Raw genomic sequence first — 17730 nt, 5'->3', positions numbered from 1 at the left:
AACAGGAATGGCACAGGTCCGCAAAATTCGAAGTTGGCGTTGTCAGCAAGCCAATGCTGTAAAATCCGAGACGTTTCCTGCCGACTTTCTATTGAAGCAAGCTCGGCCAAGAGTCCTCGACTGGTGGGGTAATGCCATTATTGGTACCGAGCGTGAACAACAGTTTTATTCCGAGGCAGAGGCAGCGCTCCCTATGCTCGGTGAGAATCGTACGTTGGATGCTGTATTCGAAGGGATGTTGCAGCAACGTTTGCGCCTTAAAACCAATTTGAGACTTGTGGAGTGGTTGGGGATGTGACTAACTCTTCCATTCGAAATACTCCTCTGCGAGTTGACTCAACTTCAGGCACGAGTCATCTCCTTCCAGCAAAACAGCTCTTTCACCCTCATCAAACGCTATCAACCCCGCCAGCGTAAGCAGTGTCACCAGGCGATGTTTCACGACATGAGCAAATACCTCGCTGGGCTCGCGGTACATACGGAAGTCTTCTTCTTCGAGCTCAGCCAGCATATGCGGAAAAAGCTCCCTCAGATAGTTGGCCGCATCTACGCTTTTGAGCTTGTGCTGCTGTGTGTGCAGGCGGTAAAGCAGAACCAACGCCGTTAATCGGATTGATGGCATTGCCGGATAGTTATCCACATAGGCCCAGTTGAATTGGGTAAACAGCCCCTGCATCAGGGTGTGGAAGGCAGCAGGCCAGTCCTGCTTTTTCAGAATGGTCTGGCCTTTTCGTGTAAGCACTAACTGACCTTTGACGATGCGGCACAGGCCGCTCACTATTGCGATGATGCGGCTGTAATGCACGGGTGGCACATCTTCTTCGGATCGATAGCCGCGTTGCCAGATAAATCGATTGTAGTGCAACATGGCGGGATCGACTGCATCGACCATTTTGCGCACGACCGCCAGTGGCAGGTTGCCTTTTTTGGTCAGTTTGATGCCCTTTTCTTCAGCGCACTCGGCCAGAGTCTTGAACAGCGCCAACAGTGGCGAGTTTTCAGGCGTAGCCGCTGTAGGGTTAAACTGCAGCACTTCCGGAGCTTCAAAGGGGTGATAGAGTAATTGATGCAGCAGGTGAGGCGACATCGGCAGCTCAACCAGCGGTTGTTCATCATCTTCCATGATGTGAAGCAAAAACTGATCAATAAATGCCTGTCTGATCATGTCGGACTCAAACTCACCCTGCTGTAACAGCCGGTCAATTTCAGGCTGTACGGACTTGAAGGCCTCAAAGAGCTCATCGTGAACCAGCAACGGGCTGTAGTGATGCATCGCCTCCAATCGGGCATTAACAGACTTTTTATCGAAGTGAGCAGGATCAAAGGAGTCAGTGCCAAGCCAGTCACATAGCTCGTCATACTCATCATGCTGAGGGTCTTTCAGGATGGTGACCAGTCGCTCATAACCGGGTACTCCACCACAGGACTCGGGTGGGCAGGCGTTTTCACCGGCCAGGCAGATTGCCTCGCTCGGTTGTGCGCCAATTAATGGCAGTGATTTTTCCAGACGAATACGATGTCGCCAGCCGTCACCAAAGTCGTATTCGTAGAACAGCTCCGATTTGGTGGTCGTCAGTACATCCTGCAAACGAGCCGTTGTATCGTCCTGCCATTCATCAAAGCCCTGGTTTATGACTTCTTCATCAGTGAAGAATCGCTGATCAGCCGTGACGAAGCAGTAGTAGTGCAGATCCTGCCAGCCCATCGCGGCCTGTAAAATGGGGTGCAGCTCACTCAGTCTCATCTCGGCGGGCAGCAGAAGGCGGCGCCATACGGCGGGCCGAACATGTTCCAGTTCAATATGAAGTTGATAGAGTGTGCTGGACTGGGTGGCCATTGGCAGATCCGACTGGTGAAAAACACTATCGTACCAGACGGTTGTGGAAATGTGAGAGCGAGAGAGTGGAACTTCAGGGTGTATTGAGGGAGGTGTTACGGGCCGGTCATGATAGGCATCGGATGGGCACAAACCAATATCAGGCGAAAAACGAAAAAAGGCAGACCGGTAAGTACCTGATCTGCCTCTTGAAATTTGGTAGCGGGGGCTGGATTTGAACCAACGACCTTCGGGTTATGAGAATGAAGCAGCTAATGTCCCGTATCAGTTATAATTCCCTTAAAATGCCGTAAAATCAGCATGTTGTGTGGATCGTGCGCGATGGGATCTCTGGTTGTATGCCACTTTCCATCACTTTTCGACAATTTGTTTTGTCACAGATTGAAAATGTATTTTTACACATAAAATGACCTTAGGTTAGCCGGTCTTAGAAGGGGGCGGGAAGTGCTCAGTGGTCTGGAGCCATTTAAGCAAGAGCATGCTACATAGTGGCCAGCCTGATTGCCACGTCCAGATCGACCTGAGATTGGAACTCCACCAGGATATACAGGTAAATCTGCCAAGTTATACCGTCTCAGGGCATTCCAATCGAATCTGAAAACCATCACAACACGGATGTTCTATACACACCTATGATGGCTTTTGGATTTCATAATACCATTCGTCTGGGGCTGGGCATTCGGCTTAACTTCGGTAAGCGCGGCGGCGTCTGTTGCGCTGGGTAACAAATGGCTTCTAGGGCACTGTTGGCGCTCCCGGTGCCGACATGTCTTGTCGCCCCCGTCTGTCCGGCTAACCCAGTCACCGGCGATGTGCACAGTGTGAACGGCAACGCCAAGGCAATCACACCACATCTCGATCAGAGCTAGCGCTGTCTGCTTTCAAAGTATGCTGGATGAAAGGGGGCAGGTGAGCTTAGTGGATCAGGAGGGTCATCCATTGAGCGCATCCCAGCGCAGGATGGTCTGGTAAGACTGCGCATGATGGCATGACCACCTAGCTCCAGCCCGACATGGGCGCGATCAACGATTACTACCTGCTCTCAGTAGCGATAGACAAAGCCCGCTTTGCTGAACTGAATTTCGAACAATTGAAGCAGGTGGATCTCATCGCTGTACTGGAGCGGTTTGATCTGCGGCGCGAGACGATCAAGACCGGCATTTTTCGACCGGTGGCACCGATAGAACCAGTGTGATCAAGCACGATTTGACCTGTCGGGTAGTCTGGTAGAACCTCTACAGGAGCGATACAGAGAGGAAGTAACTATGAAAATCATGACGCAGAAGGTTGTCGATGTCGTTAAGGATGTACGCTGTGATGTCTGTGGTGACAGCACATCGCGTGAAGGTGAACATCCACCTCAATTTGGTGTGCTCAAAGCTGATTGGGGGTACGGATCCCGCCATGATGGAGCGCGATACGAGTTGCATCTGTGCGAAGGCTGTTTTTTCTCAGCACTGGCAACACTGAAGCAAGAGCGCCAAGCCTGCCGCATGTTTGACGGAAACGCGGATGATCAGGCTGCAGAGTTTGGGCTGGTGGCTAGAGGCGAACACGGATGAGGAGGGGACTTTGAACCCGCTCTGGGGGCTTCTCACCAGTGTACAGGCAAAGGCGTTCGACAGATTGCAACTTCTGGTTTGCGCACAAAGCGGACATTATTTACATCGACCTGAAGTGACCATTAAATTGCACTACGCATATAGGTTTTACACCTTGATGCACTTCCAGGTTCGAATTTTGGCATTCCTTTTGTTTGAAGGCCTGGTTACCTTGGCCATCGAATACGCAGGTCATCAATCTAGAACGGATGCTTATGGTGTCGTTGACTTCCGTTCAAGTGAGAGTGCCCTTCGGGCAGTTCATCATGGCAATGATCAATTTCACTCAGATCATTTGCAGGCCATAGTCGCCACCCAACTATCGCTGCCAGCAAGGCTTAAAGTGCAAACACTAAAAACGTGTTCGTCATTCCCCAGGTGGCCCCTAGCCACCCGGCCAGTGTATATGCCAACAGCCAGCAGGCATGCGACTGTGAAAATTGAGCCGCGAACAGATCAGGACGATCCTTGGGATGTGTGGAGCGGGTTAGCAAACGCCCTGAAGGGGTTTGCACAAGAGCAGAGCCAATGACCAGTAGCGCCCAGATGACGAGAAGCTGTTTCAAATCACTGATCTGTGAGGCTATCAATAGATCCAGTACCAACAGCAAGCTGGCCTATAACATGAGGCTACGATCACTGAAACGCTTCAGCAATGCTGGTACTGATAGGGCAGCCAGCATGGAGCCAGCGCCAAAGCCGTATCCTACGCATCCAGTTTGAACTTGGCCTGCACAGTAACCACGGTATTGACGATAACCATGGCTCCTGACGCCGTTATATTCATGGCAGAGTGACGCTTGACGCCAACACAGCCGAAGCAATAAACCCCAAAACGGTTCCTGCGAATAGTTCATGCCAGGTAACCATTGCCAGCAGCAGCGAAGCCAATGCAGGTCTGATCAGGATATATTGCCGTGTATCAAACAGATGGTTGGAGAGTAGTCATTGGCTTTTTATGAAACGTGATTGGCTAGCTGTCCGCAAGATTACATCTGTGTAATCCAGTCTGTTTTTTCTTGAGTCACTTGGCCCAACGCTTTAAATTAAAAGAGCTTATTGGCTGAAACTCCTTTCGGGTGAAAGATCCGTGCGTATTCGTTCCTACATTGCCCTGTTGCTATATTTGATGGCCTTTGTGTTGTCGGCGGTGGCGCGTGCGGATCAGCTGATGCCGATGGTAATGCCGGTGGATGAATCCACTCCTGCTCTCAGTCAGCCTGTAGCGATGGCTGAGCATGCCGGGCACCTAGTGCCGTCCAGGTCCACGGGGTGTGCCGAGCATCAACGGTTATCCGGTGATGACTCTTATGGCAGCACTTGCCAGAATACACCGGACTGCTCACCTGATCACTGCTTCTCGTCTCAGGGGCTCCTCAGCCAACCCTTGGGCGTCATGCCTTATACCGCTCGCGAATACTTCAGTTCCGGCGGCTATCAGCTGCTTTCCCTGGTACTGGCCCCTCCCGGCCGACCTCCCCGTAACGTCTGAACCCTTCTGAGTTATCGGCCTGACAGGGCCGGTTTTACCGATTGTTCATGGTCTCTGTCCCCTGCGGATAGTCCCATGATTGCGTTCAGACGAGGATGTTATGACAACAGATCACAAGGCCCGCCTGCGGAGCTGGGGACTGGCTGCCAGCTTGTTACTGAGCAGCTCTATCCATGCTGCCGAGCTTACGTTGGAGCAGGTCGTCGATCAGGCGCTGGCCAACGATATCTGGCTGAGTTCCAGCCACCACAATGAAACGGCCAAGCGCGCCATGGCCGATGCGGCAGGGGCGCTGCCCGACCCGAAAATCAGCCTTGCCCTGGCCAATATGCCGACCGACAGCTTTGACTTTGGCCAGGAGGGGATGACCCAGTTTGCGCTCGGGATTTCCCAGATGCTGCCACGGGGCGACACACTGGAACTCAAGGAACAGCGCTTCAGCCAGGAAGCCCATTTGCAGCCCCTGATGCGCCTGGAACGCCGTGCCCAGGTGCGCATGCAGGTAAGCCAGTTGTGGATCGATGCCTGGCGGGCGCGGGAAAGCCTGACGCTCATTCAGCGTAACCGGCGCTTGTTCAAACAGCTTGAGGATGTAGCGACCTCCAGCTATATGGTCGGCCTGGGTAAGACACAGCAGCAGGATGTGGTGCGTGCCCAGCTTGAACTGACTCAGCTGGAGGACAAGATCAGTCGTCTCGATCTGCAGTACGACACCCTGCGTGGTCGTCTTTCAGAATGGCTTGCCGCTGCCCGTGAGCGTTCAACCGGACTGGTTGATGTCGCCGCGGTTGAAATTGCGGCCCAGCCTCCGGCTTTGGTGCTGGATCGGCAGTTGCAATCCGAGAGCGGAGAGGACAGTCGTGCACGCTTTTTCCTGCAACACCCGTCAGTGGTGCTGTTCGATCGGCAGATCGAAGTGGCCCAAACCGATATTCGCCTTGCCGAGCAGAGCTACAAGCCGGCCTGGGGCGTCAGCGCCAGCTACGGCTATCGAGGCGATGATCCCATGGGGCAGGACCGAGCGGACCTGTTCAGCCTGGGCGTGAGTATGGAGGTGCCGCTGTTTTCCACCCGTCGCCAGGATGGTGAAGTGGCATCGGCCGCTTCCCGGGCAGAGGTCGTACGCACCGAGCGGTTGCTCAAGCTGCGCCAGCTGTTGGCTGCTCACGATACCTCGATGGCGGCTTTGCAGCGTCTGAATGAGCGTCTTTCCCTTTATCGAAAACAGCTGTTGCCGCAGACCGCGCAGGCGGCCGAGGCGGCACTGAATGCCTATACCCGGGATGTGGGCGACTTTGCCGAAGTCGTACGTGCCCGTATCGCTGAGTTGAATGCCCGTCTGGCGGAAATTGAAATCATGGCCGAGCAGCAGAAGCAGGTCGCCCAGCTTAATTACCTCATGACCCAGGTGCGCCAGGAGGAGATGTGAACATGAATGGAACGGTTAAATTTCTGGGCGTACTGGTCCTGGGTGGTGTGATCGGCGGCGGGGCGGTTTATGTCCTGAATCCGGGGGCTAACTCTGCAACCAGCAGTGGCTCCAACGCCTCGGGTGAACCCGAGCCGCTTTACTGGGTGGCCCCCATGGATCCCAATTACCGGCGTGATAAGCCCGGCAAGTCGCCCATGGGGATGGATCTGATTCCGGTCTACGAGGAAGACGCGACCTCCGGCCCTGATGAGGGCGCCGGGACCATTCGGATATCGCCTGAAGTGGTCAACAATCTGGGCGTTCGAACCGCCAGTGTTGCGCACAGTGCCCTCAGTTTTGAAGTCAGCACCGTCGGCTATGTGCAGTACGACCAGGATCGGATCGTGCACCTGCACCCTCGCGTGGAAGGCTGGGTCGAGCGGATTCATGTGCAGGCAGCCGGTGAACCGGTCGAGCAGGGGCAGCCACTGTACGAGCTCTACTCGCCGGCGCTGGTCAATGCCCAGGAGGAACTGCTATTTGCACTGGGTCGTGGTGACAGCCGATTGGCGCAGGCCGCGGAGTCCCGTCTGCGCTCGCTGAACGTGTCTGATGAAGTGATCAAGACACTGCGCCGTGAGCGCAAGGTCTCGCAAACTGTCACTTTCTACGCCCCGATTACCGGGGTAGTCGATGACTTTACCTTGCGCGAGGGGCTGTTTGTACAGCCGGGCATGACGCTGATGTCCATCGGCAGCCTTGATGAGGTCTGGGTTGAGGCGGAAGTGTTCGAGCGTCAGGCCAGCCTGGTTAAGCCCGGCCTGCCGGTCAGCATGGAGCTGGACTATCTGCCGGGACGCGAATGGCAGGGACGCGTGGATTACATCTACCCGACTCTGGATTCGGATACCCGTACCCTGAGGGTGCGCATGCGTTTCGACAACGCCGATCACCTGCTCAAACCCAACATGTTTGCACAGGTGCAGATCCACAACGAGACCGCGAGCGATATTCTCAGTGTGCCCCGTGAGGCGGTGATCCGTGGTGGTGGCAACAACCGGGTGGTGCTGGCGCTGGGCGAGGGCCGTTTCAAGTCGGTGCATGTGCGTACCGGCCGCAGTGACGGCGACCGAATCGAAGTCCTGAACGGAGTCCGCGAGGGAGAGCGGGTGGTCACCTCGGCCCAGTTCCTGCTCGATTCCGAATCCAGCAAGACCTCCGATTTCAAGCGTATGTACTACGGGGATGAGGAGGCCGGCAGTGCTGTCGCTCAGGAAGACAGTAGCGCGCCCAAGGTCAAGCCGACCCGGGTCTGGGTGGATGCCACCGTCAATGCGGTGATGCCCGAACAGGGCAAGGTCAACGTTAACCATGCCGCGATTCCCGACTGGGGCTGGCCCGAAATGCGCATGGACTTCGCGGTCTCCGAGCTTGTTGATATGACCGAACTGACCCCGGGTGCCAAGGGGCAGGTTGAAGTGCGCAAGCTGGACGCGGGCGGTTATGAGATCAGTGACGTGTTCATGGCGAACGCGGAAGCTGACAGTCAGGCGGGGGACAGCGCGCCCAAGGCCAGGCCGACCCGTGTCTGGGTGGATGCCACGGTCAATGCGGTGATGCCTGAGCAGGGCAAGATCAACGTTAGCCATGCAGCCATTCCCGACTGGGGCTGGCCTGAAATGCGCATGGACTTCAATGTCTCCGAGTTTGTCGATATGTCCGAGTTGGCCCCTGGTGCCAAGGGGCAGATAGAGGTAAGCAAGCTCGACGGCGGCGGTTATGAGGTTGTTGACGCCTTCATCACCGAGCCGGGCGAAGGAGGGACGGATTCGCCTGCGATGGACGCCATGGATCACAGCATGCATACCATGGATCAGGACGCTTCCGGCAGCAGTGAGGAGGCCCAATGATTGAATCTGTTATTCGCTGGTCGGTCGGCAACCGCTTCTTCGTGCTGCTGGCCACTCTGCTGCTGCTGGGCTGGGGCGCCTGGTCGCTGAAAAATACCCCGGTCGATGCGATACCGGACCTGTCCGATGTGCAGGTAATCGTCAAGACCAGCTACCCCGGCCAGGCGCCGCAGGTGGTCGAAGACCAGGTCACCTATCCGCTGACCACCGCCATGATGTCGGTGCCCGGTGCCGAAACCGTACGTGGCTTCTCGTTTTTCGGTGATTCCTACGTCTACGTCATCTTCGACGAGGATACCGATATCTACTGGGCGCGTAGCCGGGTACTGGAATACCTGTCTCAGGTGGCACCCTCGCTGCCGGAGAATGCCCGTCCCCAGCTGGGGCCGGACGCGACAGGTGTCGGCTGGGTGTATCTCTATGCCCTGCAGGACACCAGCGGCCAGCATGATATTGGCGAGCTGCGTTCGCTGCAGGACTGGTTCCTGAAATACGAGCTGCAGACGGTTCCCGGTGTGTCCGAGGTTGCTGCGATCGGCGGCATGGTCAAGCAGTACCAGGTGCAGGTCAATCCGGAGAAGCTGCGGGCGCTGAACATCCCGCTGGCCCAGGTACAGAACGCCATACGCCGGGGTAACCAGGAGGTGGGCGCCTCGGTAGTGGAGCTGGCCGAGGCTGAGTACATGGTACGTGCCAGCGGCTACATCCAGAGTGTGACAGACCTTGAAAGCATTCCGCTTGGGGTGAACGTCAAAGGGACGCCACTGTTGCTCAAGGATGTGGCCGAGATCGGCGTTGGGCCTCAGATGCGCCGCGGCGTTGCCGAACTGAACGGAGACGGAGAAGTAGTTGGTGGCGTGGTGGTCATGCGCTTTGGCGAGAACGCCCAGAAGACCATCGAAGGGGTGAAGGCCAAGCTCGAAACCCTGAAGGCCGGCCTGCCGGACGGGGTGGAGATCGTCACTGTATATGACCGTTCCGGCCTGATCGGTCGCGCCGTCGAAAATCTCTGGCACAAGCTGCTGGAGGAGTTCTTGGTGGTGGCGCTGGTTTGCATGTTGTTCCTGTTCCATATCCGCTCGTCGCTGGTGGCGATTGTCAGCCTGCCGGTGGGTATTCTGGCAGCCTTTGGCGTTATGCATTTGCAGGGCATCAACGCCAACATCATGTCGCTGGGTGGTATCGCCATCGCCATCGGGGCGATGATCGACGGCGCCATCGTGATGATCGAGAACATGCATAAGCACATGGAGCGCACGCCGCTGACACCGGAGAACCGCTGGAAGGTGGTGGCGGATTCGGCCAGTGAGGTGGGGCCTGCTCTGTTTTTCAGTTTGTTGATCATCACCGTCAGCTTTGTGCCGGTATTTACATTGGAGTCCCAGGAAGGGCGCATGTTCTCACCGTTGGCATTCACCAAGACCTATGCGATGGCCGCTGCTGCGGCACTGGCGATCACTCTGGTACCGGTGCTGATGGGCTATTTCATTCGCGGCAAGGTGTTGCCGGAACACAGGAATCCGATCAACCGCTTGCTGACGGCGGTATACATGCCGACGCTGAAAGGCGTGTTGAAGTACCCGAAAATGACCCTCCTTGGGGCGTTGGCGGTGCTGGCGCTGGGCTTTTGGCCGGTCGACAAAATCGGCAGCGAGTTCATCCCCAATTTGGATGAGGGTGACCTGATGTACATGCCGACGACCTATCCCGGCATTTCCATTGGGCAGGCACGGCAGCTGCTCCAGCAGACCGACAAGCTGATTGCGACCCTACCGGAGGTTAAGAGCGTGTTCGGCAAGGTTGGCCGTGCCGAGTCGGCCACCGACCCGGCCCCGTTGACCATGATCGAGACCTTTATTCAGCTGAAACCGCGGGACGAATGGCGTGAAGGTGTGACCACCGAAAGCCTCAAGCAGGAGCTGGATGCGCTGGTCAAACTGCCGGGGCTGACCAACGCCTGGGTCATGCCGATCAAGACCCGTATCGACATGCTAGCCACCGGTATCAAGACCCCGGTCGGCATCAAGATCGCTGGGCCGGAGCTGTCGCAGATTCAGGCGATTGGCCAGCAACTGGAAACCATCCTCAAGGAAGTGCCGGGGACGGCGTCGGTGTATTCCGAGCGTGTGGCCGGCGGGCGCTACATTAAGGTGGATATTCAGCGAGGTGATGCGGCGCGTTACGGCCTCAATATTGCCGATATCCAGCAGATCGTGGCCAGTGCTGTGGGCGGGATGAACGTCTCCCAGACCATCGAGGGGCTGGAGCGCTACCCGATCAATGTGCGCTATCCGCAGGAATACCGCGACTCGCCGGAGCAGCTGGCGTTGTTGCCGATCGTGACCCCGGCGGGGCAGCGTATCGCCCTGGGAGATGTGGCGCATATCTACATCGAAGACGGCCCGCCCGGTATCAAGAGTGAAAACGCGCGCTTGAACGGCTGGGCTTTCATCGACATCGACGGCGTGGATTTGGGTACCTATGTAAGCCGGGCACAGGCGGTGGTGGCCGACGAACTGGAGCTGCCGGCCGGTTATTCGATCAGTTGGTCCGGGCAGTACGAATACATGCTCAGGGCCAAGGAGAAACTGACCTACGTGATCCCGCTCACTCTGGCGATCATTGTAGTGCTGCTTTACCTCAACTTCCGCAACCTGACCGAGGTGGCGATCATCATGGGCACACTGCCGCTGGCAATGGTGGGCAGCGTCTGGCTTATGTACTGGCAGGGCTTCAACTTCTCCATTGCCGTAGGCGTGGGCTTTATCGCCCTGGCCGGGGTAGCGGTCGAGATCGGCGTCATCATGTTGGTGTATCTGAACCAGGCCTGGCGTGAAATGCTGCAGCGCTGTGCTGCGCACCAGGTGGTGCCGCGCGAGGAAACCCTGCGCCATGCGGTGCTGCATGGTGCCGGTCTGCGCGTGCGACCGGTGATGATGACAGCTGCCGCGATCATTGTCGGCCTGTTGCCGATCCTCTACGGCAGCGGCACCGGTTCTGAAGTGATGAGCCGTATCGCCGCGCCGATGGTCGGTGGCATGGTCAGTGCCGTGATTTTGACCCTTTTAGTGTTGCCTGCTGTCTACTATTTGTGGCGCAGGCGTTCAATGAAAACGCTTACTCTAGAGTCGCTGGTAGCTGAATTTCCGGCAGCTCACTCCGATACAACCACAGAAAAGGAAACACGATAATGCGTATGTTCAAATCCCTGCTGGCTGCCGGTCTGATTGCACTGTCCGCACCGGTTATGGCACACACTGACATGATGGACAGCCACCCGATGGACGGGGCGATGATGATGGAACAGGTCGGCGAACTCAAACTGAACTTCGGCATGCCGGTTCGCCTGGTCAACGTCAAGCTGATCAGTTCCGATAACCGCCCGGTGTCGATCGACTTCAGCCCGATGATGGAGCCGGGCAAGCAGTTCAGCGTGCCGGTACCGATGCTGCAGCCGGACAACTACACCGTGCATTGGACCACCATGGGTGACGATGGGCACAAGATGAAAGGTTCCTTTGGCTTCATGCAGCACTAAACGAACCGGGCTGCCTGCAGCGCTGTGCTGCAGGCCCGGCCCGACCGGGTGAATGAGGAGGTACCGCCATGTGGGGTGATTATCAGGTCCATGGCTGGGGCTGGATGCTGTTCGGCGGCGTCCATATGATTCTGTTTTGGCTGCTGATGGTGTTGCTGATCGTGGCTTTGGTCAAATGGCTGAAAGGGCCGAGCAGCTCTGAGGATCGGGGGGCGCAGGATGCGCTTGACATCCTCGACCAGCGACTGGCGCGCGGGGAGATCGATATGGATACCTATCGCAAGCTGAAACAGGAGTTGCAGCAACGCTAGTAAGGAACAATGGCTTCGGGTGATTGCAATGAGCAGGCCCCTGTTGCCCGGGGTATATTTCAAAAACCTATGAATTTCACTGGTTGGAGGAGGTACTGTGAGCGATTGGGAATGGCTGACACTGACTTCACGCTGGGTGCTCTATCTGGGAATGGCGATCGCGGTGGGTGGTATTGCCGGCGAATGGCTCTTGCACCGTTACAGGGCTATCGGCCCTGCTCTTAAGCGATACACCCTGACAGGTATTCTGCTGGCGCCTCTGGCATTGATCACCCACTTCCTGATTCGTGCAGGTGCGCTGGCTGAAGCCGGAGTCAGCGGGATGTTCGAGCCTGTCATGTTGCAGCTCATGTGGCAGTCCACGGCGGGCGATGCTCTGATCTGGGCAGGATTGGGTATGCTGTTGCTGGGGGTTTCCCACTATATCAACCTGCGCTCGGATAATACCGGTCCCATGCACTGGCTGCAGTTGGTCACGGCCGTGGCCGGCATGGTTACACTGGCGTTCTCCTACACGCTGAGCGGCCATGTTCAAAGTGAAGGCATGTTGTCAGCGGTGACCTTGACGGCACATGTGCTACTGATTTCTTGGTGGATGGGCTCGCTGTTTCCGCTCTGGCTGGTCACACACCAGCTCGACTCTGAGCAGAGTCATGAAGTACTGGAGCTATTCGGCAGGCTAGCGTTGCCAGTCGTGCTTTTAGTGCTTGTCGCAGGCATGGTGCTTAGCTACCGCCTGACCGGCTGGTCAGCTGACCTGATCACCAGTCAATACGGTTTCTGGCTGATACTCAAGGTAGCATTGGTTGGTGCAATTCTGGCATTGGCCGCTTTCCACAAACTCTATCTGGTTCCAGCGCTCAAGCATGTTGGTGATGCTCGTTCGATGAAGCACTCGCTGATGCTGGAAAAGGCCGTAGGCATGGCGATTCTTGCCGTTACCACGGTGCTGGCGGTACTGGTAGGGCCGGTGCACTGATGCCTCAGGTGCGCTCCTCCAGTACATACCCCATGCCTCGGACCGTGTGAATAAGCTTGTTGTCAAAGGGGTCATCGACCTTGCTGCGCAGCCGGCGTACGGCAACTTCGATCACGTTGGTATCACTGTCGAAGTTCATATCCCATACTTGCGATGCGATTAGTGAACGAGGCAGAATCTCACTCTTACGACGCATCAGCAATTCAAGGAGCGAAAACTCCTTGGCGGTCAGATCAATACGTTGCTTCTGACGACTGACCTTGCGCTTGATCAGGTCCAGCTCAAGATCCGCTACGGTCAGCAGAGTAGTTTCTGAAGGGCTACGGCCCCGGCGCAACAATGTTCGGACGCGTGCCAGTAGTTCGGAAAAGGCGAAGGGCTTGATCAGGTAGTCATCGGCACCCAGTTCGAGCCCCTTGACCCGGTCATCGACGTCGTCGAGTGCGGTCAGGAACATGACCGGCGTGGAACTGTCACGTTTTCTGATCGCCTGTAGAATCTGCCATCCGTCCAGCTCTGGCAGCAGCACGTCAAGTATCACCAGGTCGTAACGTTCCTCCATTAAAAGTGCCAAACCATCCATGCCGGTACGGGCCAGGTCGACAACGAAGCCAGCTTCGCCCAGTCCCTGGCGCAGGTAATCGCCTGTTTTTACCTCGTCTTCTACAATCAGCAGTTTCAATCTGACCTCCTCAAGCATCAGTTTCAGTATAGCGTTAGCGGTTGTGTACCGGGAGTGACAGGGTAAAGCAGGTTTCCTCGGTATTGGAACATACCGATACCTCTCCGCCGTGCGCGTGGGCGATGGCGCGGGTGATTGGCAGGCCAAGCCCTGTGCCATCATTTGAACCATGGGCGCGGGCCCGGTCGCAACGGTAGAAGCGGTCAAAGATATAACGTTGGTCATGTTCCGAGATCGGCGGCCCCTGATTACAGATTGTCACGAGTGATTGATCCCCATGAGTTTGTATGTCGATCCTTATTTCGGCGCCTTCAAAAGTATGGCGTATGGCATTGGATATCAGGTTACTGAGCGCCCGGTCGATCATCATGAGATCCCCTTGAGCAGTACCCTTTCCCTGTAGTTGCAGCTTAATCTGTTTTTCGTCAGCCAGCGCTTCGTAGAAATTGAATAGCTTCTCCACTTCGGTGGCAAGATCTATACAGGAGCTTGAGGGTAGCTCGAGCCCATTCTCGGCTTTGGCAAGAAAGAGCATATCGGAAATCATGCGTGACATACGCTCGAGTTCTTCAAGGTTCGAAGCCAGAATGTCCGAGTATTCAGCCAAGGTGCGTGACTGGGACAGGGAAACCTGGGTCTGTGTCATCATATTGCTCAGAGGGGTACGCAACTCGTGGGCAATGTCCGATGAGAAGTGCGTCAATCGGCTGAACGATGCTTCCAGTCGATCCAGCATCAGGTTTAATTCATTGACCAAGTCTGCAATTTCTGTGGGCACGGATTCCAGTGGCAAGCGCTGGTCGAGCCTCTCGGCACTGACCGCCCGTGCTTTCGACTTGATCATTCGTAAGGGCGACAGGCCCTTTTTAACGGCCAGCCATCCGAGCAGGCTACTCAGTAGTATGGCGATGAGAATGAAGGACAGGAGTTGCCTCGTGAATGTCTCCATGAAAAGAGTATGTCGAGACGTTGTGATACCGATAGCGATGACGACGCCTTGACCAAAAGCTGTTTCCTCGGATATGGCAATTGCGGTTCCCCGGAACTCGGTGCCCTGTTGCGACCACTCCGCCTCATATACTTGACCCGGCGTAAGAGATGTCAGGGGAAAGTCCAAAGAACCGGAAGTGTACAGGTTTTGCCTGCTCAGGGTGTCAATGCGGAAGCTGATCAGGCGGTGGCGATGGGCAATTTCATCGAGTTTAGCCGCAAGTTGTGTTGTATCGGTCGAATCGGGTGTCGGCTTCACCAGGTTGACGATCTGGTTCAACTTGGGTTTGAGCTCGTTGAAGTCCTGAGCAGCGAAGTGGCCTTCTATCGAGTGCTGGATGAGCAGGCTGAGGCCGAACAGTATGGCCGCCGATACCAGGGAAAAGAGCAGGGTCAGACGAAGCGTTAGTGACATCATAAGCCTTGGTCAAGCGAACGTTGTGTTTCCGGTGTCAGGATGCAAGTCAGACAGGTTTCCGTTGCGGTCTTCGAAACCAGTATGACGCCCTGAGCAAGTTTGCCATATCGATAATGTAAATAGTCATGATTACGAAAAAGTAATGTTCATAATGTGTCTGGTTTGAAGGGGTTTAGGTGCTTTTTTCAGTACTTTTCAACCAAAGCATCATAGAAAGTATCAGGAGATCGAGGGCTTGAGATGTATGGGAGCTTTCCATGTTAGAAAAAGGTCTTTACTGGGCGCAGGACGCGAATAATAAGATTTTTAGTTAACCTCTTACTGTTTGATTTTTAATTGGTTTTAAGTGTATTTAGTAGCGTTATAAAAAAGATTACATGATTATAATTTTGGGGTAATTCATGAGACAGGCTTGATCGTTAACATCTGGTTATTCTTTCAAATGGAGTGTAAATGATGAAATCTATCAATCAGGCAGTTTTGGGAGCTTTACTCGTATCAGTGGCATCGGTGTCGGTCGCTGAAGAAAAGCACTACATGATGATGTCGGGAGAAGGGCCTCAGAGTTACATGATGGAAGGACGTGAGCACGGTGTATCTGATGACTCTGCCGGAAGTGACAAAGTGTTGGCAAAATCGATGCGCTCTAGTAAGGATGAACACTACATGATGCTTTCAGGGGAAGGGCCTCAAGGGTATAAAATGCAAGGCCAGCAGCATGGAATGTCAGGCTCCTTTGGTAAGAGTGATAAAGAGGCCTCCAGTTCCCGGCGCAACGCTCAGAGCCGGCATTACATGATGCTCTCAGGAGATGGGCCCCAAGGTTATATGATGGACGGTGCCAAGCATAAATGATGTTGCTTATTACGAAATTGCACAATTATATAAAGAGTCGATAATCTTTTCTGCTGGCCATATCGAAGGATATGGCCAGCTTGATTCAATGGAAATGTAAGGGTGAGTTCAACGTTTTAATATTCGGATGCCTTGTCGCGCAAGAACCTATCCTGATATTAAGTGCATCAGGATATCTGATGTTTTCATGCTCTATGTAAAATTACAAAAATGTAATCAGCCGGTAAGTTTTATGTCGGTAATATTCAACCATACTGAATGCAGGGTAAAGGGCTGCGTATTGATACTGCAGTCTTGCGCAGAGGGATTGGCAGGGCTAACTGTCATGACCCGAATCATTGATCAGCATAATCAGATGATTGAGCTATATCGCTATCTGCACGCCCAGGCTGGTGCCGCTTCTGCGAAGGAGTTATTGCAAAGCCTGATAACTATGGAAGAGCACGAGGCGATGCAGATGGTTATGGGTAACAATCGATTACAAGATGTTTGATAAGGAGGCCGACATGTCTAACACAGACCACAAGCCGGGTGTTCACGAGGTCTATCTGGTGCGGCGAAAGCTGAAGCTTGATTCTCTGGATGCCGAGCAAGCGACAGCTATTGCACAGGAAATAGAGCCATTGCTTGGCGTCGATAGTGTAGCGCTTGATCCAGTCACACGGCGACTGGATATCGCCTACGACGCTTCAGTTCTGCAGCTTGAGCAGATTGAGGCGATAGTACGTCGCTACGGCAGTGACCTTGATCAGAGTTGGTGGAATCGTTTCAAGGAAGGCTGGTATCGCTTCACCGACCAGAATGTTCTGGACAACGCCAGGCATGAACCTTGGTGCTGCAGCAAGGTTCCACCAAGGAAATAGCCTGTTGCCATGCGCTCTACCGTTGGACAATCCGATTAAATACAAGGTGCCCTGCGGGAGCGAAATCACCTTCCTGATCGCTGCCTTATTGAGAGAATGCGGGGCTGGAGGATGACAGATGGACGGATTCATATCCTTGCTGGTGTTTGCAGGGCTGTTTTATCTGATGATGCGTTTTGGATGCGGTGCGCACATGATCCATGGTCATCATCATGGGCATGGTCACTCTGGCCATAAACGAGGGGAAGCGCACAGGGATCCCGTCTGCGGCATGGAGGTTGCGCCGGATCAAGGCTACGGCAAGGTTCATAATGGTCAGACGCTTCGCTTCTGCTCCCGTGTCTGCCTGGATAAGTTCGATGCTGATCCCGAGCGCTATCTCCACAAGACAGGTGAACAGTCATGACCACCCGAGTCTCTCTTGTTGCCGTTGGCCATGCCTCTAGCCTGTTCCTGGCGATCTCGTTCTCTGTCTGTGTCGGATTCGACCTGTTGTTTCCCGAGCAGGCGATGTATGAAAGCTGGCGGGCATTGTTGCCAGGTTTTGAGTGGATCAGTTGGGGTAGTTTCTTCCTGGGGCTGCTGGAAAGTTACGGCTATGGCTGGTATTTCGCCCTGATCTGGGTGCCGCTTTACAATGTCTTTGCGGCGCGTAGCGTGCGCTGAAACAGCTCGAAGTGGTCGCTTTGCCGATATGGCCAGTCGTATATTCATCTGGCTTTGTTTTGATTATCAGTTAGATTACAAAGGGTAAGCGGATTAAATGGTTGATCTTACCTTTGCATGAGAGTGAGACAGACCGGCATCTCATCGGATTATCTGGTTGATGCTTCACCTACTGCT

The 17730-nt window shown here is 54.9% G+C and carries 19 protein-coding genes; 16 read left to right on the top strand and 3 right to left on the bottom strand.

What is annotated here, in order from left to right:
- Nucleotides 1-7: 7 nt before the first annotated feature.
- On the top strand, nt 8-298 hold the full coding sequence (locus ABIE61_RS11890) for a hypothetical protein (RefSeq protein ID WP_354409741.1): 291 nt from the start codon (nt 8-10) through the stop codon (nt 296-298).
- Here the strand turns inward: ABIE61_RS11890 and ABIE61_RS11885 are convergent, their stop codons facing one another.
- On the bottom strand, nt 299-1837 hold the full coding sequence (locus ABIE61_RS11885) for a plasmid pRiA4b ORF-3 family protein (RefSeq protein WP_354409740.1): 1539 nt from the start codon (nt 1835-1837) through the stop codon (nt 299-301).
- Nucleotides 1838-2849: 1012 nt separating this feature from the next.
- On the opposite strand from ABIE61_RS11885, the gene ABIE61_RS11880 reads away from it, so the two are divergent.
- From ABIE61_RS11880 to ABIE61_RS11835, 10 genes are all read left to right on the top strand, one after another.
- The gene (locus ABIE61_RS11880) at nt 2850-3032 is read left to right on the top strand and encodes a hypothetical protein (RefSeq protein WP_354409739.1); all 183 of its coding nucleotides are present in this window, start codon (nt 2850-2852) and stop codon (nt 3030-3032) included.
- A 70-nt stretch (nt 3033-3102) separates the two neighbouring features.
- Complete coding sequence (locus ABIE61_RS11875; RefSeq protein ID WP_354409736.1) at nt 3103-3399, top strand: hypothetical protein; 297 nt, start codon at nt 3103-3105, stop codon at nt 3397-3399.
- Nucleotides 3400-3409: 10 nt separating this feature from the next.
- Complete coding sequence (locus ABIE61_RS11870; protein ID WP_354409733.1) at nt 3410-3970, top strand: hypothetical protein; 561 nt, start codon at nt 3410-3412, stop codon at nt 3968-3970.
- Between the two features lie 558 nt (nt 3971-4528).
- Nucleotides 4529-4930 carry a hypothetical protein gene (locus ABIE61_RS11865; protein ID WP_206835761.1) on the top strand — a complete coding sequence of 134 codons (402 nt, stop codon included), beginning with the start codon at nt 4529-4531 and terminating at the stop codon, nt 4928-4930.
- 100 nt (nt 4931-5030) lie between these two features.
- A complete protein-coding gene (locus ABIE61_RS11860; protein ID WP_206835758.1) occupies nt 5031-6359 on the top strand; it encodes a TolC family protein in 1329 nt (442 codons plus the stop codon).
- A gap of 2 nt (nt 6360-6361) precedes the next feature.
- Nucleotides 6362-8251, top strand: a complete 1890-nt coding sequence (locus ABIE61_RS11855; protein WP_206835755.1) for an efflux RND transporter periplasmic adaptor subunit — start codon at nt 6362-6364, stop codon at nt 8249-8251.
- Complete coding sequence (locus tag ABIE61_RS11850) at nt 8248-11442, top strand: efflux RND transporter permease subunit (protein ID WP_354409729.1); 3195 nt, start codon at nt 8248-8250, stop codon at nt 11440-11442. The genes ABIE61_RS11855 and ABIE61_RS11850 overlap by 4 nt, the downstream gene beginning before the upstream one ends.
- A complete protein-coding gene (locus ABIE61_RS11845; protein WP_206835748.1) occupies nt 11442-11789 on the top strand; it encodes a copper resistance CopC family protein in 348 nt (115 codons plus the stop codon). The genes ABIE61_RS11850 and ABIE61_RS11845 overlap by 1 nt, the downstream gene beginning before the upstream one ends.
- Before the next feature lie 68 nt (nt 11790-11857).
- The gene (locus ABIE61_RS11840) at nt 11858-12100 is read left to right on the top strand and encodes an SHOCT domain-containing protein (RefSeq protein ID WP_206835743.1); all 243 of its coding nucleotides are present in this window, start codon (nt 11858-11860) and stop codon (nt 12098-12100) included.
- A gap of 97 nt (nt 12101-12197) precedes the next feature.
- Nucleotides 12198-13079 (top strand): CopD family protein, encoded by an 882-nt coding sequence (locus tag ABIE61_RS11835; RefSeq protein WP_206835738.1) that lies wholly within the window; start codon nt 12198-12200, stop codon nt 13077-13079.
- 4 nt (nt 13080-13083) lie between these two features.
- On the opposite strand, the gene ABIE61_RS11830 is transcribed toward ABIE61_RS11835, so the two are convergent.
- Together ABIE61_RS11830 and ABIE61_RS11825 are read right to left on the bottom strand one after the other, a co-directional pair.
- Nucleotides 13084-13761, bottom strand: coding sequence for a heavy metal response regulator transcription factor (locus ABIE61_RS11830; protein WP_354409724.1), 678 nt, complete (start codon nt 13759-13761; stop codon nt 13084-13086).
- Between the two features lie 34 nt (nt 13762-13795).
- Complete coding sequence (locus tag ABIE61_RS11825; RefSeq protein ID WP_354409723.1) at nt 13796-15166, bottom strand: heavy metal sensor histidine kinase; 1371 nt, start codon at nt 15164-15166, stop codon at nt 13796-13798.
- A gap of 456 nt (nt 15167-15622) precedes the next feature.
- Here ABIE61_RS11825 and ABIE61_RS11820 point away from each other — a divergent pair, with 456 nt between their 5' ends.
- The 5 genes from ABIE61_RS11820 (at nt 15623) to ABIE61_RS11800 (ending at nt 17553) form a co-directional block, all read left to right on the top strand.
- Nucleotides 15623-16024, top strand: coding sequence for a hypothetical protein (locus tag ABIE61_RS11820; RefSeq protein WP_206835728.1), 402 nt, complete (start codon nt 15623-15625; stop codon nt 16022-16024).
- A 325-nt stretch (nt 16025-16349) separates the two neighbouring features.
- Complete coding sequence (locus ABIE61_RS11815; RefSeq protein ID WP_206835725.1) at nt 16350-16517, top strand: hypothetical protein; 168 nt, start codon at nt 16350-16352, stop codon at nt 16515-16517.
- A 13-nt stretch (nt 16518-16530) separates the two neighbouring features.
- Nucleotides 16531-16887 (top strand): heavy-metal-associated domain-containing protein, encoded by a 357-nt coding sequence (locus tag ABIE61_RS11810; RefSeq protein ID WP_206835723.1) that lies wholly within the window; start codon nt 16531-16533, stop codon nt 16885-16887.
- Between the two features lie 118 nt (nt 16888-17005).
- Nucleotides 17006-17293, top strand: a complete 288-nt coding sequence (locus ABIE61_RS11805) for a YHS domain-containing protein (RefSeq protein ID WP_206835719.1) — start codon at nt 17006-17008, stop codon at nt 17291-17293.
- On the top strand, nt 17290-17553 hold the full coding sequence (locus ABIE61_RS11800; protein WP_206835717.1) for a DUF5676 family membrane protein: 264 nt from the start codon (nt 17290-17292) through the stop codon (nt 17551-17553). The genes ABIE61_RS11805 and ABIE61_RS11800 overlap by 4 nt, the downstream gene beginning before the upstream one ends.
- Nucleotides 17554-17730: the final 177 nt, after the last annotated feature.

The sequence above is a fragment of the Marinobacterium sp. MBR-111 genome (assembly GCF_040547585.1).
Classification (GTDB): Bacteria; Pseudomonadota; Gammaproteobacteria; order Pseudomonadales; family Balneatricaceae; genus Marinobacterium; species Marinobacterium iners.
This window is presented reverse-complemented; position numbering and strand designations above follow the sequence as displayed.

Excerpts from the sequence above, each read along its gene's own strand:
- ABIE61_RS11890 (WP_354409741.1), top strand. The coding sequence starts at position 8 with ATGGCACAGGTCCGCAAAATTCGAAGTTGGCGTTGTCAGCAAGCCAAT.
- ABIE61_RS11885 (WP_354409740.1), bottom strand. The coding sequence starts at position 1,837 with ATGGCCACCCAGTCCAGCACACTCTATCAACTTCATATTGAACTGGAA.
- ABIE61_RS11880 (WP_354409739.1), top strand. The coding sequence starts at position 2,850 with ATGGGCGCGATCAACGATTACTACCTGCTCTCAGTAGCGATAGACAAA.
- ABIE61_RS11875 (WP_354409736.1), top strand. The coding sequence starts at position 3,103 with ATGAAAATCATGACGCAGAAGGTTGTCGATGTCGTTAAGGATGTACGC.
- ABIE61_RS11860 (WP_206835758.1), top strand. The coding sequence starts at position 5,031 with ATGACAACAGATCACAAGGCCCGCCTGCGGAGCTGGGGACTGGCTGCC.
- ABIE61_RS11855 (WP_206835755.1), top strand. The coding sequence starts at position 6,362 with ATGAATGGAACGGTTAAATTTCTGGGCGTACTGGTCCTGGGTGGTGTG.
- ABIE61_RS11850 (WP_354409729.1), top strand. The coding sequence starts at position 8,248 with ATGATTGAATCTGTTATTCGCTGGTCGGTCGGCAACCGCTTCTTCGTG.
- ABIE61_RS11845 (WP_206835748.1), top strand. The coding sequence starts at position 11,442 with ATGCGTATGTTCAAATCCCTGCTGGCTGCCGGTCTGATTGCACTGTCC.
- ABIE61_RS11840 (WP_206835743.1), top strand. The coding sequence starts at position 11,858 with ATGTGGGGTGATTATCAGGTCCATGGCTGGGGCTGGATGCTGTTCGGC.
- ABIE61_RS11825 (WP_354409723.1), bottom strand. The coding sequence starts at position 15,166 with ATGTCACTAACGCTTCGTCTGACCCTGCTCTTTTCCCTGGTATCGGCG.
- ABIE61_RS11820 (WP_206835728.1), top strand. The coding sequence starts at position 15,623 with ATGATGAAATCTATCAATCAGGCAGTTTTGGGAGCTTTACTCGTATCA.
- ABIE61_RS11815 (WP_206835725.1), top strand. The coding sequence starts at position 16,350 with ATGACCCGAATCATTGATCAGCATAATCAGATGATTGAGCTATATCGC.
- ABIE61_RS11810 (WP_206835723.1), top strand. The coding sequence starts at position 16,531 with ATGTCTAACACAGACCACAAGCCGGGTGTTCACGAGGTCTATCTGGTG.
- ABIE61_RS11805 (WP_206835719.1), top strand. The coding sequence starts at position 17,006 with ATGGACGGATTCATATCCTTGCTGGTGTTTGCAGGGCTGTTTTATCTG.
- ABIE61_RS11800 (WP_206835717.1), top strand. The coding sequence starts at position 17,290 with ATGACCACCCGAGTCTCTCTTGTTGCCGTTGGCCATGCCTCTAGCCTG.